General features: G+C 44.3%; 22 protein-coding genes. 11 read left to right on the top strand and 11 right to left on the bottom strand.

The features are described from left to right. The first annotated feature begins 55 nt into the window (after positions 1-55). Entirely contained in the window at positions 56-1450 is a 1395-nt protein-coding gene (locus tag RKD52_RS14965) for a cell wall-binding repeat-containing protein (protein ID WP_454100308.1), read from the top strand. A gap of 62 nt (positions 1451-1512) precedes the next feature. Here RKD52_RS14965 and RKD52_RS14960 read toward each other — a convergent pair whose 3' ends face one another. Continuing rightward, a complete protein-coding gene (locus RKD52_RS14960; protein WP_454100307.1) occupies positions 1513-2157 on the bottom strand; it encodes an alpha/beta hydrolase in 645 nt (214 codons plus the stop codon). A 153-nt stretch (positions 2158-2310) separates the two neighbouring features. On the opposite strand from RKD52_RS14960, the gene RKD52_RS14955 reads away from it, so the two are divergent. The 5 genes from RKD52_RS14955 (at position 2311) to RKD52_RS14935 (ending at position 9700) form a co-directional block, all read left to right on the top strand. Beyond that, positions 2311-3264, top strand: a complete 954-nt coding sequence (locus tag RKD52_RS14955) for an ABC transporter ATP-binding protein (RefSeq protein ID WP_454100306.1) — start codon at positions 2311-2313, stop codon at positions 3262-3264. Beyond that, complete coding sequence (gene opuFB / locus RKD52_RS14950; protein ID WP_454100305.1) at positions 3261-4781, top strand: osmoprotectant update ABC transporter permease/substrate-binding subunit OpuFB; 1521 nt, start codon at positions 3261-3263, stop codon at positions 4779-4781. Before RKD52_RS14955 ends, opuFB begins: the two co-directional genes overlap by 4 nt. Positions 4782-5082: 301 nt before the next feature. Next, positions 5083-6012 carry a patatin-like phospholipase family protein gene (locus RKD52_RS14945; protein ID WP_454100304.1) on the top strand — a complete coding sequence of 310 codons (930 nt, stop codon included), beginning with the start codon at positions 5083-5085 and terminating at the stop codon, positions 6010-6012. Between the two features lie 99 nt (positions 6013-6111). Beyond that, entirely contained in the window at positions 6112-7620 is a 1509-nt protein-coding gene (locus RKD52_RS14940) for an MDR family MFS transporter (protein ID WP_454100303.1), read from the top strand. A gap of 463 nt (positions 7621-8083) precedes the next feature. Continuing rightward, on the top strand, positions 8084-9700 hold the full coding sequence (locus RKD52_RS14935; protein WP_454100302.1) for a M14 family metallopeptidase: 1617 nt from the start codon (positions 8084-8086) through the stop codon (positions 9698-9700). A 226-nt stretch (positions 9701-9926) separates the two neighbouring features. On the opposite strand, the gene RKD52_RS14930 is transcribed toward RKD52_RS14935, so the two are convergent. The 9 genes from RKD52_RS14930 to RKD52_RS14890 all read right to left on the bottom strand — a co-directional run bounded on the left by RKD52_RS14930 (position 9927) and on the right by RKD52_RS14890 (position 16371). Further along, positions 9927-11108, bottom strand: a complete 1182-nt coding sequence (locus RKD52_RS14930) for a NupC/NupG family nucleoside CNT transporter (RefSeq protein WP_369732596.1) — start codon at positions 11106-11108, stop codon at positions 9927-9929. A gap of 158 nt (positions 11109-11266) precedes the next feature. Continuing rightward, positions 11267-11887 carry a YczE/YyaS/YitT family protein gene (locus RKD52_RS14925; RefSeq protein ID WP_454100301.1) on the bottom strand — a complete coding sequence of 207 codons (621 nt, stop codon included), beginning with the start codon at positions 11885-11887 and terminating at the stop codon, positions 11267-11269. A gap of 157 nt (positions 11888-12044) precedes the next feature. Continuing rightward, the gene (locus RKD52_RS14920) at positions 12045-12773 is read right to left on the bottom strand and encodes an amino acid ABC transporter ATP-binding protein (RefSeq protein ID WP_454101238.1); all 729 of its coding nucleotides are present in this window, start codon (positions 12771-12773) and stop codon (positions 12045-12047) included. A 29-nt stretch (positions 12774-12802) separates the two neighbouring features. Continuing rightward, positions 12803-13468 carry an amino acid ABC transporter permease gene (locus tag RKD52_RS14915; RefSeq protein ID WP_454100300.1) on the bottom strand — a complete coding sequence of 222 codons (666 nt, stop codon included), beginning with the start codon at positions 13466-13468 and terminating at the stop codon, positions 12803-12805. A 32-nt stretch (positions 13469-13500) separates the two neighbouring features. Further along, positions 13501-14280 (bottom strand): transporter substrate-binding domain-containing protein, encoded by a 780-nt coding sequence (locus RKD52_RS14910; RefSeq protein WP_369732601.1) that lies wholly within the window; start codon positions 14278-14280, stop codon positions 13501-13503. A 170-nt stretch (positions 14281-14450) separates the two neighbouring features. Further along, the gene (locus RKD52_RS14905) at positions 14451-14954 is read right to left on the bottom strand and encodes a hypothetical protein (RefSeq protein ID WP_454100299.1); all 504 of its coding nucleotides are present in this window, start codon (positions 14952-14954) and stop codon (positions 14451-14453) included. A gap of 142 nt (positions 14955-15096) precedes the next feature. Continuing rightward, positions 15097-15330, bottom strand: a complete 234-nt coding sequence (locus tag RKD52_RS14900) for a hypothetical protein (RefSeq protein ID WP_454100298.1) — start codon at positions 15328-15330, stop codon at positions 15097-15099. Positions 15331-15409: 79 nt separating this feature from the next. Continuing rightward, positions 15410-15832 (bottom strand): pyridoxamine 5'-phosphate oxidase family protein, encoded by a 423-nt coding sequence (locus RKD52_RS14895; RefSeq protein WP_369732607.1) that lies wholly within the window; start codon positions 15830-15832, stop codon positions 15410-15412. A 113-nt stretch (positions 15833-15945) separates the two neighbouring features. Further along, positions 15946-16371 (bottom strand): PH domain-containing protein, encoded by a 426-nt coding sequence (locus RKD52_RS14890; protein ID WP_454100297.1) that lies wholly within the window; start codon positions 16369-16371, stop codon positions 15946-15948. Positions 16372-16573: 202 nt separating this feature from the next. On the opposite strand from RKD52_RS14890, the gene nagA reads away from it, so the two are divergent. The 5 genes from nagA to nagE are packed head-to-tail and all read left to right on the top strand — an operon-like array spanning position 16574 to position 21526. Beyond that, entirely contained in the window at positions 16574-17758 is a 1185-nt protein-coding gene (gene nagA / locus RKD52_RS14885; RefSeq protein ID WP_454101237.1) for an N-acetylglucosamine-6-phosphate deacetylase, read from the top strand. Continuing rightward, positions 17755-18510 (top strand): glucosamine-6-phosphate deaminase, encoded by a 756-nt coding sequence (nagB, locus tag RKD52_RS14880; RefSeq protein WP_454100296.1) that lies wholly within the window; start codon positions 17755-17757, stop codon positions 18508-18510. Before nagA ends, nagB begins: the two co-directional genes overlap by 4 nt. Then, positions 18507-19235 (top strand): GntR family transcriptional regulator, encoded by a 729-nt coding sequence (locus RKD52_RS14875; protein WP_454100295.1) that lies wholly within the window; start codon positions 18507-18509, stop codon positions 19233-19235. Before nagB ends, RKD52_RS14875 begins: the two co-directional genes overlap by 4 nt. Continuing rightward, on the top strand, positions 19232-20140 hold the full coding sequence (murQ, locus tag RKD52_RS14870; protein ID WP_454100294.1) for an N-acetylmuramic acid 6-phosphate etherase: 909 nt from the start codon (positions 19232-19234) through the stop codon (positions 20138-20140). The genes RKD52_RS14875 and murQ overlap by 4 nt, the downstream gene beginning before the upstream one ends. 12 nt (positions 20141-20152) lie before the next feature. Further along, positions 20153-21526: an N-acetylglucosamine-specific PTS transporter subunit IIBC gene (gene nagE / locus RKD52_RS14865; protein WP_454100293.1), complete on the top strand. Its 1374-nt coding sequence runs from the start codon at positions 20153-20155 to the stop codon at positions 21524-21526. A gap of 27 nt (positions 21527-21553) precedes the next feature. Here the strand turns inward: nagE and RKD52_RS14860 are convergent, their stop codons facing one another. Continuing rightward, positions 21554-22369 (bottom strand): alpha/beta fold hydrolase, encoded by an 816-nt coding sequence (locus RKD52_RS14860; RefSeq protein ID WP_454100292.1) that lies wholly within the window; start codon positions 22367-22369, stop codon positions 21554-21556. Positions 22370-22405 lie beyond the last annotated feature (36 nt).

Raw genomic sequence — 22405 nt, 5'->3', positions numbered from 1 at the left:
GCACTGATAGAATGTATAATCTAGTAGATTTGATACATAGAAATAGGGGGATACTATGAAAAAGGAATTATTGCTGGCCTGCGGGCTAGTGCTTGCCTTGCCTGGCATACAGGGATTTGCAGCAGAAAAAACGACAGAGAAATGGTCTGCAGCGCAGGTTCAGGCAGACAAAATGAAGCCATTTGGATTTGATGAAGAAGAAGGAATTTATTATGAGGAAGAGCCTAACAATCTTTTAACAGAAGCAAATCCGGTTGAAGCTGATCATTGGATTGAGGGTAAAGCAGGCGGTAAGGATATTGATCATTATAAGTTCACAGTCAAAAGTGAAGCACATTACAGTCTTTTGGGATTTACCGAGAATGGCAATGCCAGCACATTAACGATCCGCTTACTCTCGGCTGATGGAAAAGAAAAAGCCAAAAGCAAGTTTTATGGTGAAGAAGGAGAGGTAGGTTCACAGGGCATTGAGATGCAAATACCTCCTGGAACTTACTACTTGGAAGTGACTAATTCAAATTCCGCAAGTGAAGAATATTTTCTAGTTCATAGCGTGATGGAGAAATTCCAGAGAATTTCTGGGGAAGACCGCTACGAAACAGCTGTCAATATTTCAAAGGAATACTGGTTTGAAGGAGACACAGATACGGCCGTTCTTGCAACCGGTACAAGCTTTCCGGATGCTTTAAGTGCTACTCCGCTAGCCTACAGACATTATGCTCCTTTATTGTTGACAAGACCGGGGGCACTGCCAGGTGTTGTTAAGAATGAGTTAACGCGTCTGGATGTCACAAAAGTCATCATTGTCGGGGGAACAGGGGCAGTTTCTGCCAATGTTGAAAAAGAATTAAAAAACATGGGACTGAGAGTCTCAAGAATCAGCGGTGCTGACCGCTATGCAACTTCTGCTAAAATTGCTGATGAAATCGGCACGTACGGTCCGGTCACTCTAGCAACAGGCTTAAACTTCGCGGACGCTCTCTCAATTGCACCATTTGCGGCACAGATGGAAATGCCAATCCTTCTGACAAGAAAAGATTCAGTGCCGGGTGCTGTTCATACATTTATGAAAAATTGGGAAGTAGACGAGACATATATTATTGGAGGATCAAGTGTTATTTCAGATGCATCTGTAAAAGCATTGCCAGGCAAAAAACGCATCAGCGGCTCAGACCGTTATGCAACGAACAGCAAAATTATTGAAGCATTTATTGATGACATTGATGTATCAATGATGTATTTTGCAACAGGTGCAAACTATCCGGATGCCCTTGCAGGTTCTGCTCTTGCTGCTAATTACCATAGCCCTGTTGTTCTTGTAAATCCAGCAAAGTTCAACTCATCTACTTATCAGACAGTTCAGACTTACAAGGAACAAACAATTATCAATTACATCCTCGGCGGTGAGACAGCTCTCCCTCAAAAAGCAATCGATCAGCTTTTTGAATAAAGCCATAGCATGAGAAAGGCCGGTGAGCATTAGCTGCACCGGTCTTTCCATTTAGAAGTGATTTAAAACCTCTTAATTTTCAACATAACATCCTTCAGCACATCGACTGAACCAACCGCATCCTCGGAATCTTCCAGGCTGTGGTCAGCCCCGTTAATGAGGACACGCTCAAGAAATGCATTACCAGAAAGCTTCTCAAAGCGCTCCTGATCATAGCAAGGGTCTGAATCGCCGATGATGCATAACCCTCTCTTTTTGCTTGTGTACATGCCCTCAAACACATCATCCCTTTTCAGCAAAGGCGTGAGCCAGACAATTTTCGCATCGAGAAATGCCGTTCTCCCAAGTTCAGCAGCAAGTGCAATTGTGCCGAGTGATTTTCCTATCAAGTAAAAATGTTCATAGGAGTGCGCGCTTAATACGGTATCAATGACATGCCGGACATCTCTTTTTAACGCATCTTCAAGCTCTTTATCTGAAAACGATTCATAAAAAGGTGACTGGTAGGAGTAGTTAAGATGCAGCACATCCTCACCGCGGTTCAGGAAAATTCCTGTTGAATAGTGAAACAGCGGGCCCTGCGCTGTATACCCGTAGCCTGGAAACATAATAGCAAGTGTTTTTGCTTGAGAGGCTTTTTTGAACAGGGAATAGGAAACAGTGCCGTCTTTGTAGCCTGTGATGGAATCTTTCTGGATTTGGACCATTGGATTTTATCCTCTCTTTTTTAGTATGATACTACTAATTCCACTAATTGGGTGGAGATTCCTTTCTTCAGTAAAAAAGAAGCTTATCTTTCGCCGGGAAAGGGTAATACATTTGGTGGCGCTATGATAACACTATAGAAAACAGGTGAGCAGATGATCCGGTTTGAGAATGTGACAAAGGTATACAAAGACGGTACGAAGGCAGTAAATGCCCTTGACTTAACCATTGAAAAAGGTGAATTTTTTGTTTTTATCGGGCCATCCGGCTGCGGCAAGACAACCACGATGAAAATGATCAACAGGCTGATTGATGCAACAGACGGCACTGTCAGCATAGACGGCAAAAATGTACATGATTATGACATTCACGAACTGCGGTGGAATATAGGGTATGTTCTCCAGCAGATTGCGCTTTTTCCTCATATGACGATTGAAGAAAACATTGCGGTTGTTCCTGAACTGAGGGGATGGAAAGCAGAGAAAATACGGAAACGCACAGATGAACTTCTGAATATGGTGGGGCTTGATCCGGATACATACAGAACGAGAAAACCAAATGAGCTGTCCGGCGGTCAGCAGCAGAGAATCGGGGTCATCAGAGCGCTGGCTGCAGACCCGGACATTATTCTTATGGATGAGCCATTCAGTGCACTTGATCCGATCAGCAGGGAGAAACTGCAGCAGGATATCATTGACCTGCAAAAGCGAATTCATAAAACAATTGTGTTTGTCACTCATGATATGCAGGAGGCCCTTGCTCTCGGGGACCGGATTTGTGTGATGAAAGACGGGGAAGCCGTGCAAATTGACAGCCCGGAAGCAATCATCAGACGTCCTGCCAATGATTTTGTCAAAGAATTTATCGGGAACAGAGGACAGGCAGCCATTCTCGAAGGTTCCATTGAGCCGTGGATCAGGCCTCTGCAGGAAACAGATCCACTCAAAAAGCCGATATCTTTTACGGCTGACCGAAAGGAAGCCCTCCAGAGACTGGGGACAGAAGACTTGATTCCTGTTGAGCGGAACGGGCAGATTATCGGGACGATAACGAGAGAGTCCGCGGTTCAGTTCTTAGCCGGCCGTGCGGAAGAAAGAGGGAGAGTATGACGGCATTTATTGACGTATTTAAAGAACGGCAAAGCGAGCTTTTAGCTGCTTTGCTTGAGCATATCCAGATCTCATTTATTGCTTTGCTGCTCGCGGTCGCCATTTCCATTCCGCTCGGCATTTATTTGACCAGAAAATCAGGAGCCGCAGAAGGTGTGATTGGTGTTTCTGCCGTCCTGCAGACGATTCCGTCACTTGCCCTTCTCGGACTGCTTATTCCTCTCGTGGGCATTGGAGTAGTGCCTGCCATTATTGCACTGGTCATCTATGCCCTGCTTCCGATATTGCGAAATACGTACACCGGCATTAAAGAAGTGGATTCCTCTTTAATTGAAGCAGCCCGCGCCATGGGGATGAACAGCATGAAACGGCTGTTTAAAGTGGAGCTCCCGCTTGCCATGCCGGTCATCATGGCTGGTATCCGCACGGCGATGGTGCTGATTGTTGGAACCACTACACTTGCGGCCCTTATTGGTGCTGGAGGACTCGGGAAGCTTATTTTGCTTGGCATCGACAGAAACGACAACATGCTGATTCTGCTTGGAGCGATTCCTGCTGCCCTGCTTGCTATTTTGTTTGATGCCGTTCTGCGGGGCGTTGAAAAAGCAGCAGCGAGACGATCAATGAAAGTGATCGGCATTGCAGGATTAATCGTACTGCTGGCGGTGGCGGTGCCGCTTGCGTTCGGCACCGGCAAGAAAGACATTGTCATTGCCGGAAAGCTTGGTTCTGAACCCGAAATACTGATCAATATGTACAAGCTGCTGATAGAGCAGGAGACGGATCTTGAGGTTGAATTAAAGCCCGGTCTTGGAAAAACGTCATTTGTCTTTAACGCTCTTAAGTCAGGGGATATTGATATTTACCCTGAATTTACAGGAACAGCGATTACGACCTTTTTAAAAGAAGAGGCCGTCAGCACAGACCGGAATGAAGTGTACGAGCAGGCAAAAGCGGGAATGCTTGAGAAATTTGATATGGCGTATCTTGAGCCGATGTCATTCAACAACACGTATACACTTGCTGTTCCCAAAGAAGCTGCAGAGCAATACGGACTTGAAAAAATGTCAGACCTTAAACCGGCTGCAGGGAATATAAAAGCAGGATTCACTCTTGAGTTTTCGGACCGGGAGGATGGCTACAAAGGCATCCAGAAAGTTTACGGCACCACCTTTGCGAACTTGAAAACAATGGAGCCTAAGCTCAGATATGAAGCCATTCAGACAGGCGAAATCAATTTAATTGACGCTTATTCGACAGACAGTGAGCTGAAACAATATAATCTTTTAGTCCTTGAAGACGACAAAAACCTGTTTCCTCCCTATCAGGGAGCACCGCTGCTGAGAACGGAAACGCTTGATGAGCATCCTGAGCTTGAGGAAGCACTGAATCAATTGTCAGGAAAAATAACGGATGACGAAATGAGAGAAATGAATTATCAGGTAAACGTTGAAGGAAAACCGGCTGCAGAAGTTGCTGAGCAGTATTTAAGTAAAGAAGGCTTATTAGGGAAGTAAGGAAAAAGAGGGAGAATGTCATGATTCTCCCTCTTTTTCTGGTGTTAAGGAATTATTAAAGAATAAAAGGCTGTGTATAACATAACAAAGTAATCATCGGCAAGCGGAAGCGCCTAGATCCTCTGCCAGAACAAATCCGTCAAAAAAGTCAAAACCGGACTTTTCTGCCGGATTCTTATCTGTCTATCGGATCTGATCAAGGCGCTTGCGCTTTTGTTCTTGGATTGATGTGTTTGACAAAAAGGATTTATGACAAAAAACAAGAATAAAGATAGAAGATCATTCCGGAGGTGAAGCACAGATGAAGGCTGACGGAGTATTTGAGGGCGGGGGAGTCCGGGGTATTGCGTTTACTGGTGCTATTCAGGCAATGGAGGAAGAAAAAATTGAGTGGGAACGCCTTGCAGGTACATCTGCGGGTGCTGTCATTGCCGCCCTTTTGGCAGCAGGCTATAAAAGCAATGAAATCAGGGAGCATCTCACAGAGCTTGATTTTACGAAATTCAGAGGGAGAACCTTTTTGAATTATATCCCAATCATCGGCGGACTGCTTCAGCTCATGATTCATCTCGGTTTTTACAAAAACAGCTATCTGGAAGAATGGATAGACGGTCTCCTTTCGGCAAAAGGGATCAATACATTTGCAGACCTGCCTGAAGATAAGCTGAAAATTATTGCATCAGACGTATCCAATGGAGAAATTCTTATCCTGCCTGATGATCTGCCCAAATACAAGATGAAACGCTCAGACTTGAAAATCTCTAAAGCGGTTATGATGAGCGCATCCATTCCCTTTTTCTTCAGGCCGGTAAAATGGAAATCATCTTCCCAGTTCACTTCCTATATATTAGATGGCGGACTGCTGAGCAATTTTCCGATCTGGCTGTTTGATTCGAAAGAAGAACCGCGCTTTCCAACCTTCGGATTCCGTTTTATTAAAGAAGAAATCAAGGCGGGGGCTGTTATACCGACACCGGTCCATCTTTTTAAAAATATCTTTAAAACGATGCTGCAGGCTCACGATCTGAGGCATTTGACTGAAGAAACAAAAGGACGCACGGTGCAAATTCCCACAGGAGGAATAACAGCAACCGACTTTGACTTGAATAGAGAGGAAATCGAGTACTTGTATCAGTCAGGGTATTCTTCGGCACGGCAGTTTCTGAAAAGCTTTGATTTTGAGAAATATAAAGAAATACGAAAAAAATCCAAAGCCGCTGCGGGTCTGTAACTGGCCCGCTTATTTGCAGTTTATGCTGGTATCTTATTCAAATTTGACTATAATAGTAAATGAAGCTTCATCAACTTAACTATTAAGGAAGTGAAGGAAATGGACGCATCTCAACAACATACCCGGCTGGTTGTCGCAGGTCTCCTCCTCGGTATTTTTATGGCTGCGATTGATAACACGATTGTTGCAACTGCCCTTGGATCGATTGTCAGTGATCTCGGAGGGCTTGATCAGTTCGTGTGGGTAACGTCTGCCTATATGGTGACGGTGCTTGCGGGTATGCCGATTTTTGGAAAGCTTTCTGATATGTACGGGCGGAAACGGTTTTTCATCATTGGACTTATTATTTTTCTTGCAGGATCTGCCCTGTGCGGGGTTGCACAGAACATAACTCAGCTCAGCATCTTCAGGGCTGTTCAGGGAGTTGGCGGCGGTGCGCTTCTGCCCATTGCATTTACCATTGTTTTTGATATTTTCCCGCCGGAAAAACGCGGGAAAATGACAGGGCTTTTAGGTGCTGTTTTCGGATCTGCATCTGTTTTCGGCCCGCTCATCGGAGCGTATTTGACAGAATATATCAGCTGGCACTGGGTTTTTTATGTGAATATTCCAATCGGTCTTTTATCCGTGATTCTGGTCGGAAAGTTTTATCATGAAAAAGCAAAGCTTGAAAGCCAGAAAATTGACTGGGCCGGAGCACTCACGCTTGTAGCCGGCGTTGTCAGCCTTATGTTTGCACTGGAGCTTGGAGGAAAAGAGTTCTCCTGGACTTCTTGGCAGTTCTTTTCATTGTTCGGCTCTTTTGTCTTATTTCTGATTTTATTTTTAGTTGCCGAAACAAAAGCAAAAGATCCAATCATTTCTTTTTGGATGTTTAAAAGCAGACTGTTTGCAAGTTCTCAGATTCTTGCCTTTTTGTACGGGGCTTCGTTTATCATACTTACGATTTTTATTCCGATTTTTGTTCAGGCTGTATATGGGGGATCAGCTACAAGTGCAGGTTACATTCTCATGCCGCTTATGCTTGGGTCGGTTGTCGGCAGCGGACTTGCAGGTGCGTTTATGACAAAAACAAGCTACCGCAGCATCATGTTCGTTTCCATCACTTCCTTTATAGCCGGAATGGGACTCCTCAGCACGATGACGCCGGATACGGGAAGGCTGTTGCTGACGCTGTTTATGATTCTATCGGGATTTGGCGTCGGATTTTCCTTTTCGCTCCTTCCAAATGCGTCCATTCATAACCTGGATCCTCGTTTCAGGGGTTCAGCGAACGCAACAAATGCCTTTTTCAGATCGCTTGGCATGACAATCGGTGTGACAATATTCGGAGCTATTCAGACAAAAATCTTCACAAGAGAGCTTGAAAACGCCGGATCTGCCGGCAGCGGGTTTGATATGAGCAATCCTCAGGGGATTTTTCAGCCGGAAGTACGGGAGCAGATTCCTGCCCGGGTGCTTGAACCGGTAATAAATGCGATGTCAGATTCTATTACAGCCATGTTCCTGTTCGCGCTTATTCCGCTTGGAGCTGCCCTGATCACCGTCTTTTTTATGGGGAAAACAAGACTGAACATCGAGAAGAAAGAGGCAGCATCCGCTAAATGAAGAAAGAGCTTAAATGAAGCATAGGGCTTTGTTTAGGCTCTTTTTCTTTATTTAAGGAAATTATAAAGAGCAAAAGGCTGTGGATAACATAACAAAGTTATCTTCGTCCAGCTCCAGCGCCTAAATCCTCTGTCAGAACAAATCCGTCAAAAAAGTCAAAACCGGACTTTTCCGCCGGATTCTTATCTGCCTATCGGAGCGGGCCTTGGCGCTTGCGCTTTTGTTCATATGAAAGGTTTTTGAAAAATTGAGCCAAAAGACGGTCTTATCAGGCAGACTGCCATATACTGCGAGTATTTATTCACTATTATAAGGAGAATCAGAACCTGTCCATGTTCCTGTTTTGATTCAGATTGAACACACTATAGGAAGACATAGGAATTTGAAACTAGTGTGAATTTTTTGATAATATTATCTTTTTCCTCTATGATTGTAAGCAAATGACAAGAGGAGTTGGGAAAATTTGAAGAAAAAGGCGATTCCTGTTTTGCTGACAGCGAGCTTCCTTCTTGCCCCTGCAGTAAGCGCCGAAACACCATACTATGGAAAAACGTATACGCAGCCCGAACAAGTAAGGCCGCTTTTTCCCGATGTTGCTTCAACAGACGAAACACCGGCTTTTACAAAAGGTGAAGAAGCCTTCACCACCCAGGAGGAAATGCTTGCTTACATAGAAGAACTCAAAACAAAATCTCCTTACGTATCAGTAAAAGAGATCGGGAAATCGCAAAACGGCATGGTAATTCCTGCACTTTACTTTACAAAGGACGGGAGCATAAAACCGAGCTACGCATCTCGTAAGCCGACGGTCTGGATTCAGAGCCAGATTCACGGAAATGAGCCTGCAAGCGGTGAATCCATTCTAGCCATCGCAAATCGTCTGACAGGCGAGCTTGGGAAAGAGCTGCTGGATGATATCAATATTATTATTGTTCCACGTGTAAATCCGGATGGATCCTACAACTTTAAGCGGCAGCTTCAAAATGGCCTTGACGGCAACCGTGATCATGTCAAGCTGGAGTCACCGGAAGTGCAGGCTATTCACCGCGAATACAATAAGTACACGCCTGAAGTTGTCATTGATGCCCATGAATATTCGCCGTACACCCGTTCGTTTGACCGGTTTGGGGAAGACGGTCTCCTGAAGTATCATGATATCCTTCTGCTCTCAGGCAGAAATTTAAACATTCCTGAAAAAATCAGAACGATGTCAGACAGCCTTTATGTTGAACCTGCGTTTACTGCACTTGAAGATCAGGGATATTCGGCTGACCGCTATTATACAACCGCTGTGACAAACGGTGAAATTGATATTTTAGAAGGCGGGACAGAGCCGCGCATCGGAAGAAACTCCTTCGGACTGCAGCCTGCCTTTTCGTTCCTTGTGGAAAGCAGGGGCATTGAAATTGGCAGGGAGGACTTTGGACGCCGGGTCGCAGCTCAAATCGCCACACATGAAAGCATTTTAAGACAGACAGCAGAAAATGCCCGTAAAGTAAAAGTAACGGTTGCAGCTGAACGGGCAAAGCTAGTTAAAAAAGGCCTGCTTCCAAATGACAATGATCCTGTTTATGTGAACAGTGAAGCATTGGAGATAGAAGGACAGACTCTTGAAATGATTGATATTGAGAGCGGAACTGTTCAGGATGTACCTGTTAATTATTTCAGTGCAACAGAAGCTGTTCCGACATTAACACGCGAGCGTCCGACCGCATATGTACTGCAGCCTGATCAGGGTGATGCTGCGGCCAGGCTGATGAATCAGGGAGTAAAAGGATTTAAGCTTCCGAAACAAATGAAACTCCCTGTTGAAGCCTATCAGATAACAGGCAAAGAAGAGACAGAACTGTACGAAGGAAAGCAGCTGGTTGAAGTGGAGACAGAGCTCACAAAAAAAGAGGTCGTTTTCCCGAAAGGCTCATTTATCTTCTTGTCTGCTCAGCCGCAAAATAATCTGCTGTCTCTCTCCCTTGAGCCCGAGTCGATTGACAGCTATGTAACATTCGGCTATATTCCGTCAGAAATTGGTGAAGAATTGCCGGTTTACCGGTTTATGTTTGATGGGAAAAAGCTGAAGTAAGCAATAAAAAACAGATCCCGCTAAATCACGGGATCTGTTTTTTCATTGTTAAGCAGGAAATTATAAAGAATTAAAGGCTGTGGATAACATAACAAAGTTATCCTCGTCCAGCTCCAGCGCCTAAATCCTCTGTCAGAACAAATCCGTCAAAAAAGTCAAACCCGGACTTTTCCGTCGGATTCTTATCTGCCTATCGGATCTGACCAAGGCGCTTGCGCTTTTGTTCTTATAGTACGATACTTACAATAATCGCTGACAGGATACTCACAAGTGTAGCACCGTAAAGCAGTTTCAAACCGAAACGTGCAACTACGTTTCCTTGTTTTTCATGCAGACCCTTCACCGCACCGGCAATAATTCCGATTGATGAGAAATTGGCAAACGAGACAAGGAAGACGGAGATGATGCCAAGCGTACGCTCACTGAACGTATCTGCAACATTAGCCAGGTCCATCATCGCTACAAATTCGTTTGTCACAAGCTTAGTTGCCATAATTCCGCCCGCAGCTACTGCTTCGTTCATAGGAACACCCATGATAAAGGCGAATGGGGCAAAGATGTATCCAAGAATACCCTGGAATGTAATGCCGAAGATCATATCAAAAATGTTGTTGACCGCTGCAATCAGGGCAACGAAACCAATCAGCATAGCGCCGACAATGACGGCTACTTTGAAACCGTCCATGATGTATTCGCCAAGCATTTCAAAGAATGACTGCTTTTCTTCTTCCTGAATGACAAGAATATCTTCTTCATCTGAAACAGTGTAAGGATTAATGATTGAAGCAATGATAAATCCGCCGAACAGGTTGATGACGATTGCCGTTACAACATACTTCGGCTCGATCATCGTCATGTATGCTCCAACAATCGACATGGATACAGTCGACATTGCAGATGCGCAAAGTGTGTACAGACGCTGTGAAGACAGCTGTCCAAGCTGTTTTTTAACGGTGATGAAGACTTCGGACTGACCTACAATCGCTGATGCAACTGCATTGTAAGACTCAAGCTTACCCATGCCGTTAACCTTGCTCAGTACATAACCGATGCCCTTCATAACAAAAGGCAGAATTTTAAAGTACTGGAAGATCCCGATCAAAGCAGAGATAAAGACGATTGGGAGAAGAACGTTCAGGAAAAATGGAGATTGTCCATCATTCGCGAGTCCGCCAAAAACAAACATGATTCCTTCGTTTGCATATTCAAGCAGCTTGCCGAATCCGTCGGCAATTGCAGTAATTAACACGAGACCAAATTTTGTGTTGAGTAATAGGAACGTTAAAGCAATTTGTATAACAATCATCAGTGCAACAGGTTTAAACTTGATTTTCTTGCGGTCGCTGCTGGCAACCCAGGCGAGACCAAGTACGATGGCAAGTCCAAGAAGGGCAATCAGGTATTTCATTTCGTTCACCTCTGTGATGGAATTATAAAACAATTTTTGAAAGACACTGTATACGCTTTCATCCTCTTCAAAAAAGAGAGTCAGTATGATCAGATGTCTGACCTCTGACGTATTCAACTATAATAGATTTATAGGAACAAAGCAACAATAAATTTTTGCTATTTAAAGGATAATCGGCTGCTGCTCATTCGCAGCAATAACCCTTCAAATTTAGGATGGAAATATTGAACAACAAAACCAAGTGTCAATGTCACGACAAATGTGCCGATGCCGATTGCTCCCTGAAAAGCAAAAGCGAGAAGGAGCGCAAAGGTTTCGCTGATGATCCTTGAATTTCTTAAATTAAAACCGAAACGGGTATGAATGGCAACCATCAGTGTATCCATCGGACTGGCAGGAAACTTTGCCTGCAGATAAACGGCTACTCCAATACCCATGGTGAGTATTCCGGCAATCAGAGCAGATGCCTGGAAGAATAATCCGGCAGGGGAATAGTGTTTTAAAACGACTAGAAGCCAGAAATCAATCAAAGCTCCAATTAAGAGAATGCTTCCTGCTGCGAGCAACTCGGGTTTCTTCTTCATCAGGAATGAGTTAATAAAAATTAAAACGATTCCATTTATAAAGATACAGGTACCGACAGTGAGTCCAAAAAGATTGGATTCTCCTACTGCAAGTGCGTCCCATGAGGATGCGCCAAGACCTGATTTGATAATCAGGGCTACACCGAGCGTAAGAGCCAGTAAGCCTGTCATGAAAAACAGTATTCTTTCTTTCATATTGTGTCCCCTCTCACGTGGAGTTATTAGTTGTTAGTCGTCAGACCTCTTGAATTCGTTTACATCATATCTAATATTGGCCGTTTTGGCAAGAAAAATTATAGTGGAAGAAGGATCCATGAAAAAAACCGCAGAATCCATGTTCTGCGGCTTTTACTCAGCTGAGCTGAGTGGTCTTTAGAAACTCTTTTGTCCGTTCTTCTTTTGGATTAGAAAAGAACTCTTCCGGGTGTCCGATCTCAACAACTCTTCCTTCGTTCATATACACGATCCAGTCAGCAACCTCTCTTGCAAACTGCATCTCATGCGTGACGACAACCATTGTCATTCCTTCTTCAGCAAGTTCTTTCATGGTGGCGAGAACCTCTCCGACAAGTTCCGGATCAAGAGCGGATGTAGGTTCGTCAAACAGCATGATTTCAGGCTTCATCGCAAGTGCCCGGGCAATGGCAACCCGCTGCTTTTGCCCCCCTGACAATTTGTTCGGGTAGACATCTGCTTTGTCGGAAAGCCCTACTTTTTCAAGGAGAGCACGTGCTTCCGCTTCAGCCTGGTTCTTTTTCATTTTCTTTACCATCAGCGGTGCTTCCATAATGTTTTCAATCACTGTTTTATGAGGGAACAGCTGGAAATGCTGAAACACCATGCCGACTTTTTGCCGGACTTCGTTGATATCATGAGTTGCCTGTGTGACTTCTTCACCGTTTATGATGATTTTTCCGTTATCTTTTTTCTCAAGAAAGTTGAGGCACCTGAGAAGGGTGCTTTTTCCGGATCCGCTTGATCCGATCAAACATACAACATCGCTTTCACCAACTTTCATATCAATATCTTTTAAGACATGCAGGTCGCCGAATGATTTATTCAGCTTTTCCACTTTGATCATTTCTTTTGATTCCAAAAAGATTCCCTCCTTTAGCGGTCACTGATGGACATTTTCTTTTCAAGTCCATTTACAACGAGTGTCAGTATTGCAACTAGTATTAAGTAGTAAACGGCAACAATGAGCAGGAATGTCATCTCATCAAAGTTGTTTGAACCGAGTGTGGTCGCCACGTTAAATAATTCATTGATGGAAATAAAGGCTGCCAGAGAAGAATCCTTCAAGCCGATAATCATCTGGTTTCCAAGCGGAGGCAGGGCGCGTCTGAACGCCTGCGGCATGATGATCCGCCTCATTGTCAGAGCTCTGGTCATTCCGAGAGAACGGCCTGCTTCCATTTGACCTTTGTCTATGGACTGGATGGTGCCTCTGAAAATTTCGGCAATATAAGCACCATTGTGGAAGGCGAGAGCAAGTGATGCAGCCCAGAAGTCAGGGATGAGAAACAATCCGCTGAAACCGAAGTACAGGATGAAAATCTGAACGATCAATGGTGTACCTCGGACAAGGTAGATATAAGCATCTGAAATCCAGCCGAGAACCTTCAGTTTGGATATTTTCAGCAATGCGAAAAAGAGGCCGATGATAATTCCAATTAAGATAGACACAACCGTCAGTTGAAGAGTGACGAGCATTGCATCAAAAAATACACCTCTGCTGGCTATGAGTGAATCAAAAAAATGTGAAAAGCTGGGCAATATAAACAGCATCCTTTCTGTACAGGCAGTGATTATTCCGGTTTTACTGTAATGTCTTCTCCAAAATACTCAATGCTGATTTTTTTTAGTGTTCCGTCTTTGCGCAGATTTTCGAGCGCTTCATTAACACGTTTTAAGAGTTCGGGGTTGTCCTGCGGAATGACAACAGCCTGTTCACTTCGTTCAATCAGCTGCTGTCCGGTAATTTCAAATCCGCCTTTGGCTGCACTTTTTCCTGTTACAAAATCCGTGATCACCGCGTCGTGGCGGCCTGTACTCAGTGCTTTGAGGGCAGTGATATCGCTGTCGTACATCTTTATGTTGTTTGTATATTTCTCTGCGGTTGCAGCATATGTAGAGCCTTTGGCTACAGCGACTTCTTTTCCTTTGAGATCTTCAACTGTTTTGATGCTGCTGTCTGTGCGCGTGAAAATTTGAGGTCCTGAATAGTAGTAGGGTGTGGAAAAGGACACGTGCTTTGCCCGCTGGTCATTGATGGTGTGGCTTGCCACAGCGGCGTCGGCCCGGCCGGTTTTAACACCTTCAACAATCCCTTTGAATTTAATCCGTTTTTGAACTGGCTTCAGTCCAAGCTCCTTGGCAATCGCTTCTCCGACGGCGACATCAAACCCGGTCATTGTCATATCATCCTTCACATAGCTGAAGGGTTTGAATTCACCTGATGCAGCAAAGACGAATTCATCCTTGTCAATCAATTCTGTTCCGTCTGACAACTTTTCTTTCTCGGCACAGGCTGATAAAAAAACACCTGTTAATAGAACAAGGATCATAAGATAAACTTGTTTTTTCATAAGATGCTCCAAGTCTCCTTTCTGAATGGTATGAGTGATTATGGTAAACAGGAAAAAATGCGCTAGTTGTACATACCCTTATCTTACTTACTGTAATCGTATTTTTTAGAATTTTTTAGAAAAGGAAAATGTAAACTTGCATAAAAAAAGAAGCAGCTGTATAGCTGCTTCTACTGCATTGCATTCCATTCAATTTCTCCTGCCTGCTCTTCATAATCAATGTTTACTTTAAAGTCGTGCTTTTCATAAAAGTGCACAAGACGGTCGACATGATCCCAGTCTCTCTTGGCGATATCTCCGGTAATAGTCGGGATGTTCTGGTCTTTTGCGATTTCTTTTAAATAATTCATGCAAATTGATCCGTAGCCTTTGTTGGCAGGTCCTTTAATATCGCCAATATGAATGGCATGATCGTCTGAATAGGTGGCATGAATGGAAAAATCCCATTTCCCCCTATAGGCTGTTTCGCAATCGTTCAGCATCACTTTGCATGAATCACCGTCATTTTGTGCATAAACAACGACCCATTTGTCTTCTTTCGTCTGATCAATTCCGACAACTTTCCACCTCTTGGCTATTTCCTTGAGATTATCCTGCATTCTAAAGAGCTGAAACTGCAGTTCTTCCGCATCCACAGGTGCCTGATTTTCGCCAGTAAGTACAGATTGATACATACTGATCTCCTTCCTATATAGTAGTCCGTACGTAAAACACAATTATCTATTTTACTGGACTGCGGCAAAAGCATCAACCGTTTTGCTCGAATTGGAAGGAGTTGCTTACTAAAAAAAACGGCGCCAGTACAGGCGCCGGATGCTATTCTTCTTGACTGTCATAAATACAATGGTCAAAGCTGTCATTGTGGATATGGTTCAGTTCCTTAACCCCGTAAATTAAAAACTGGTGGTCGTCGCCATACAAGTCAAGCTTGTTTGCTTTTTTATAATGCTCTAATGCTGTGCGCGCTTTATCTTCCTCTGTAAAGACACCAACTACGTTTGAAGCCTCTCCACAGTCGGAACAGCCTATATCAACTACCACATAGTACATGAAATCACCCTTTATGCGTTCTTTCGTCCCCTATTTTCTCACGACAGCCGGGTGAAAACAAGGAATTGGCATAAGCGGATCAGACATCCAGTGTCTGAGGTGTTTTCTGTCCGCTGTTCATCAGGCGGATTTTGTTCGGTTTAATGGCAAGAACAATATAGTCCGGGTCATCAGGACCCTTGAACCAATTTTTCATATGCTCATTCCAGATCCGGTCTTTCAGTTCCTGGTCGCTGCTGATTTCCGCTGTTCCCTCGAACTCTACATAGGAGTCCCCGTATCCTTCGCCTTCATAGCCCAGCAGGATATGTACGTTCGGATTTTTATCAATTTCCTCTGCTTTGTGCGTGTGAACATTAGTCGGAGTATAGAGCATAAGTTCATCATTGGAAAAGGTCATATAGCGGGAGTGGGGTTTATTGTCCACTACGGTAGACAGTGTCCCTACTTTGTGTTTTTCAAGTACCTGAAGGACCTCTTGATTCAGTGTCTGCTTGTCCATGGTAACATCTCCTTTATACGTATTAATGTATGTATTCCTTCATTTTCTTATCTTGAAACATGAAAGTGGAGTGTTGGCTGACACGCAAATGCCTCCCGCTATGAGGGAGGCATTTATGGGGTGGAAACAGACGGATTAACTGCGGACAGTTCCCTGAAGAAAAGCTTTTCATCTTTTGGCAGCGAAACAAGCGCAAATTTTGAATAGGCAGGGCGGCTGGATGAAAAAGAACCTGTGTACACGATTTTCAGGCGCTTGAATGTCCAGGCCGGTGAAGATAGTGGATTCATTGAATAGTGCACTTCTTTAATGTCTCTGATAAAAATTTCTTTTCTGATGAGTCCGAATACAATTTTCAGTTTCTGATCGGCGATGACAAAATACGAGTTAAGAAGAGCATGTGCAAGAAAGGCTGCAATTAAAAAAGGGAAAACAAGAGGTGGTGCGGGTTCACCCTGATACAGAAGAAAAAACGGGAAAACAATTAAAAAAACGACGATACATACAAGGATTGGGTTCCGTTTTACTTTAAACGTCATGACAGACCTCCTTACATTAATTTTAGCATATTTTACCTTTTGATGACGGGTAAATTTCGTTTGTTCTTATTGGCAGCACGTTACTGTTACAGGGAAGCAGGTATACTGGAATGATTTAAAAAACACTGATTCAAACTGGTATAGACAACTAGTTGAATAGATGTTATAGTATGTGTGAAAACGGATGCAAGGAGCTGTAATGATGGCAGAAATATGCTTATTGAACGCTGAAATTTATACTGGCGAATCCATTATTGAGAGTGGGTACGTTTTAATAGAAGATGAAAAAATAAAACAAGTCGGGATGATGGAGGATTATCAGGAGCAGAGCGGATTTGAGCGCGTAATTGATTTAAACCACGCTGCAAGAGTCGTTCCGGGCTTTATTGATCTCCATATCCACGGAGCACACGGTGCGGATGTGATGGACGCTTCTTTAGAAGCGCTGCAAATAATGACTTCAAAGCTTCCATTTGAAGGAACAACAAGTTTTCTGGCAACTACAATGACTTCAAGTAAAGAACAAATTTCTGAAGCTCTTGTCAATGCGGCCGCATACTTAAAAGAAAAAAATCAAACCGGTGCAGAGATCCTTGGCATCCATCTTGAAGGTCCATTTTTAAATCCGAAACGGGCAGGGGCCCAGGCACCAGGAAATATTATTGAACCCTCAATTGACCTTTTTGACAGGTGGCATGAAGAGTCAGGCGGAAGCATTAAACTTGTGACACTGGCACCGGAGCGCGAAGGCGGGTATGCGCTTGCCGGCCATTTAAAGAGTTTGTCCATCGTCCCGTCTATCGGCCACAGTGATGCTGTTTATCAGGAAGTGGAGACGGCGATTGCAAGCGGTGTCCATCATGCGACACATCTTTTTAACGGAATGAGAGGGATTCACCACCGCGACGCAGGCACTGCAGGAGCTGTTCTGATGAAGGATGAAGTGATAACGGAAATGATTGTCGACGGCATTCATATTGCACCTGAAATGGTCAAGTTTGCTTATAGGATGAAAGGCAGTGAAAGGGCCATTCTTATAACTGATGCTATGCGTGCCAAAGGGCTCGGTCCAGGCACTTACGATCTTGGCGGACAGGAAGTAACAGTTGACGGGGAGCGGGCGACACTCGCTGATGGGACACTTGCAGGAAGTATTCTTACATTCAGAGATGCGGTAGTCAACATGATGTCATTCACGGGGTGCTCCCTTCAGGATGCTGTCACGATGTCATCTGTTAATCCTGCTAAACAAATTGGGGTCTACGACAGAAAAGGCAGCCTTGAGAAGGGAAAAGATGCAGACATTGCCGTGCTCGATGACCAATTGAATGTGATGATGACGATCTGCAGAGGAACGATATCTTTTACAGGGAGTGCTGACAAATGAAGCTGATTGAAGCGAAGGATTACAAAGAAATGAGCATGATTGCTTCAAGAATGATCTCAGAGCAGGTCCGGTCCAAAAAAGACTCAGTGCTAGGACTTGCAACGGGCGGAACGGTTTTAGGCACCTATCAGCAGCTGATCCTTGACCATCAGGAGAACGGAACGGACTACTCTGAAGTAAAAACCTTTAATCTGGATGAATATGCCGGTCTCCATAAAGATGATGAAAACAGCTATCATACGTACATGAAAAAGCACTTTTTTGACAGCGTCAATGTCTCTGATGCAAATACACACCTTCCTGACGGAGAAGCATCCGATTTAGAGAATGAGTGCAGAGATTACGACAGGCTGATCAGCGAAAGCGGGGGCATTGACCTGCAGCTTTTGGGGATCGGTCAAAACGGGCACATCGGGTTTAATGAACCAGGCAGTTCATTTGAATCAAACACCCACCTTGTAAAACTGGAAGAATCAACCCGTCAGGCAAATGCAAGGTATTTCAACACGATTGAGGATGTGCCGAAACATGCGGTGACGATGGGAATCGCTTCAATCATGAGAAGCAAAAAAATTCTTCTTCTTGCATCAGGTGTTCAAAAAGCAGCCATATTAAATGATCTTTTTCATGCAGATGTATCTGAAGAAATTCCGGCGACTGTCCTCAGAAATCACCCGAATGCCGTAATTATTGCAGACAGGGATGCACTTTCGAAGCTTCAGCCGGAAGAAAGGAAGATGTTTGCCAGATGATTCAAAAGAACTCACCCCTGCCAATCTACTATCAGCTCGAAGAAGCCATCAAAGAAGCAATACAAAATCAAGAGCTGACACCAGGCCAGATGATTCCATCTGAAAGAGAATATGCGGAAAAGTACGGAATCAGCAGAATGACTGTCAGGCAAGCTCTTTCAAACCTTGTAAATGACGGCTTCCTTTACAGACAGAGAGGGAAGGGAACGTTTGTCGCGCATCAGAAAATTGAACAGCCGCTTCAAGGCCTGACCAGTTTTTCTGAGGATATGAGGTCACGCGGCCTTGAACCAAGTACGCGCGTCATCAGCTTTAAGGAAGTGCCTGCAAGTCATGACCTTGCTTCTAAGCTCGAGGTGGAAGCGGGAACGTCCCTTTTTGAATTAAAACGGATTAGGCTTGCAGACCAGCTGCCGATGGCCTATGAAATGCTGTACATTTCAAAAGAAACGGCACCTGATTTGACCGAAAAAATCGCTCAATCTTCTATATATGAATACGTGGAAAATAAACTGGGCCTGAAGATTCACCATGGACGACAGGTTCTTGAGGCCTCTATTGCCAGAAGAACAGAAGCGGAAATGCTCCAGGTTGAAGAAGGTGCCCCGGTCCTGATGATCGAGCGGAGAAGCACGCTTGAATCAAATAAACCGCTAGAAGTTGTAAAGTCTGTTTACCGGGCGGACCGTTATAAATTCACGATTGATATGGAGCGATTGTCATGAAAAAGCGGGCAACAGAACAAAAAAACATCCGGACGTCTGCCATTGATGAAATGACTTCCTATGAGATGGCAAAACTTATGCACCAGGAGGACGCGGCAATATCTGCTGCTGTGGAGAAAGCACTTCCGCAAATTGCTGAAGCGGCTGATGAAATAGTCGCACGATGGAAAACGGGCGGAAGAGTGTTTGTGATTGGAGCAGGCACCAGCGGAAGAGTGGGCATGCTTGATGCAGTGGAGCTCGGACCGACTTTTTCTGTAGAGGAAGACAGATGGACGGCACTTGTATCCGGCGGAAATGAAGCGATGTGGATGCCGCTTGAGGAGACTGAAGACGATGAAAACGCCATCAGGGAGGAATTGAAATCCCACTCACTCGCTGAGCAGGATTGTGTCATCGGCATAACAGCCAGCGGTTCAACTCCGTTTGCTGTAAGCGGCCTTGAATATGCGAATCAGAAGGGTGCCTGTACAATTTCGATCAGCAACAATGAACACTCAGTCATTTCCGAACTGGCTGATGTTGCCATCGAACTTAGAACTGGCCCTGAAGTCATACGGGGGTCCACAAGATTAAAAGCGGGAACTTCTCAAAAAATGGCTCTAAACATGATCTCAACAAGTGTCATGATACAGCTTGGGAAAGTATATGGAAACGAAATGGTCGACATGAAACTGATCAACCGCAAACTGAAAAAGCGGGCAGAAATGATTTTGGCGGAAACGACAGGCATTGATGAGGAAACAGCAGGACTAACTATGGAAAAAACACAGTACAATCTTAAAGAAGCCATTTTCATGACGGTTACAAATGCTTCCGAAGAAGAAGCAGGCCTCTATATTCAGGAGGCGCAAGGGAGATTGAAACAAGCGATTCATCGCTTTTTCGATAATAAAAACAAGTAAGGGGGAACTATCATGTTGGGGTTTTTACAGAAAATAGGGAAATCACTGCAGCTTCCGATCGCCGTACTTCCGGCCGCCGGGCTTATGCTGCGCCTTGGACAGGATGACCTGCTCGGCATTCCGTTATTGGCGCAGACAGGCGATTTCATTTTTGCAAATCTGGCTCTTATCTTTGCCATTGGGGTTGCAATCGGCTTATCGAAGGATGGGCATGGTTCGGCCGCACTTGCAGGTACAATTGGCTACCTGGTGTTAACGAAGGGGATTGAAGTCATCAATCCGGATATTAAGCTGTCCGTTCTTGGGGGGATTATAGCAGGTATCATAGCGGGTCTCTTATATAATCGTTTTTCAGAGATAAAATTGCCTGAATGGCTCGCATTTTTTGGAGGGCGCAGGTTTGTTCCTATTATTACGGCTGCCGTGATGCTCATTCTTTCTCTTGCATTCGGCTATCTTTGGGGTCCTGTGCAGGAAGGGATCAACAACGTTGGTGTCTGGCTAACTGAGGCAGGTGCCGCAGGTGTAGCCATCTATGGATTCTTAAACCGAATCTTAATTCCAGTAGGACTTCATCAGTTTATAAATAGTTTGGTATGGTTTGTATTCGGTGAATATAACGGAGCGACTGGTGATCTTAACCGGTTCTTCGCAGGTGATCCAAGTGCAGGATTTTTCATGTCAGGTATGTTCCCGATCATGATGTTCGGCCTTCCTGCAGCTGCAGCTGCTATGATTATGGCTGCTAAGAAGGAGCGCCGGAAAGCTGTATCAGGTTTGCTGATCGGTGTTGCTTTTACATCATTTTTAACTGGTATTACAGAACCAATTGAATTTATGTTCATGTTCTTATCTCCATTGCTGTATGTGATTCATGCTGTTTTAACAGGTGCGTCTATGGCAATAGCGCAAATGCTTGATATTCACCTTGGATTCACATTCTCTGCAGGAGCGATCGACTATGTGCTGAACTTTAATGCTCCTGCTGCGAAAAATGCATGGCTGCTTCTTGTCATGGGAGCTGTGTATGCAGCAATCTATTTCTTCCTGTTCTACTTCCTGATCAAAAAGCTTGATCTGAAAACGCCTGGCCGCGAGGATGAGACAGATGAGGAAGCAATTGACGAGCCGGCTGCAGGCGGAGACAAATATGCTGCGATGGCTGCTAAATATATGGCAGGTCTTGGCGGCAGCGACAATCTGACAGAGATTGATAACTGTGTCACGCGCCTTCGTCTTAAAGTGAAGGACGCAGGAGCAATCGATGAAAAAGCACTTAAACAAGCTGGTGCAAGAGGCGTTATCAAGCTGACGAAAACAGATGTACAGGTGATCGTCGGAACAGACGTTGAGTTTGTATCCAATGAGCTGAAAAAACTGAAATAAAGAAGAATGCCTGAATCATCTCCTGATTCAGGCATTCTTTGTGCGGACAGAAAAGCGGTCTGTTTCGATTTTTTTTATAAATGAGACAGCATGTTGATTAAACCTGTCAGGCTGATCAATATTGCAGACGTGACCGGAATCAGCTATATACACTGCCTGTACGTCCTTGTTTTCCGCGGCAATCTCTTTTACCGGCTTTAAAAATAAATGGTCTTGTTCTCCCATTAAAAACAAGACGGGAATCTTGTAAAAGTCTTTTTGAAGCTCTATCAAGTACGGATTCACAAAACGAGTAAGTGAAAACCATTGAATAAACTCTTTTTGGCACATCTTCTTTGCCTGGCTGATGAACATCGTGCGGGATTCTTTATGAGTTGCATAAGGCATTATGATCCAGGCAAACAAAGAATAAAGCCACATATAGGGCAGAATCCTTTTGCCGAGGTTGCCAATAACAAGCAGCATTCTCGTAAATACGTTCAATTTTGTGATGGCCCCGCCCAGAACCATGGAAGAAAGAAGCCTCGGCCTGATCTTCGCAATGGTTTGAATAACAATCGTGCCAAGTGAAATCCCGACAAAATGAGAAGAAGCTATTTTCAGCCGATCATGAACATGGATGACTTCTTCAGCAATTTCTGAAAAATCATCGCCGTCTTTCCACAGCCCTTTTGCGGATCTACCATGTCCGCGAAGATCAATGAGCAGGATGTTGAAATGCTTTTTAAATTCCCTTATTTGCTTGTACCAAATTGACGAGCTTCCGCCTGCACCATGAATAAAGGTAACCCACGGCTTTTTCTCGTGAAGTTTCAGGGTTCTGTAATATAAAATGTGTAACACCTGCCATCTGTTAAGATTATAGGTTCATAGGAACTT

The organism is Metabacillus sp. SLBN-84, assembly GCF_053629595.1.
The sequence above is the reverse complement of the archived record's forward strand: the minus strand, read 5'-3'. Positions and strand labels throughout refer to the sequence as shown.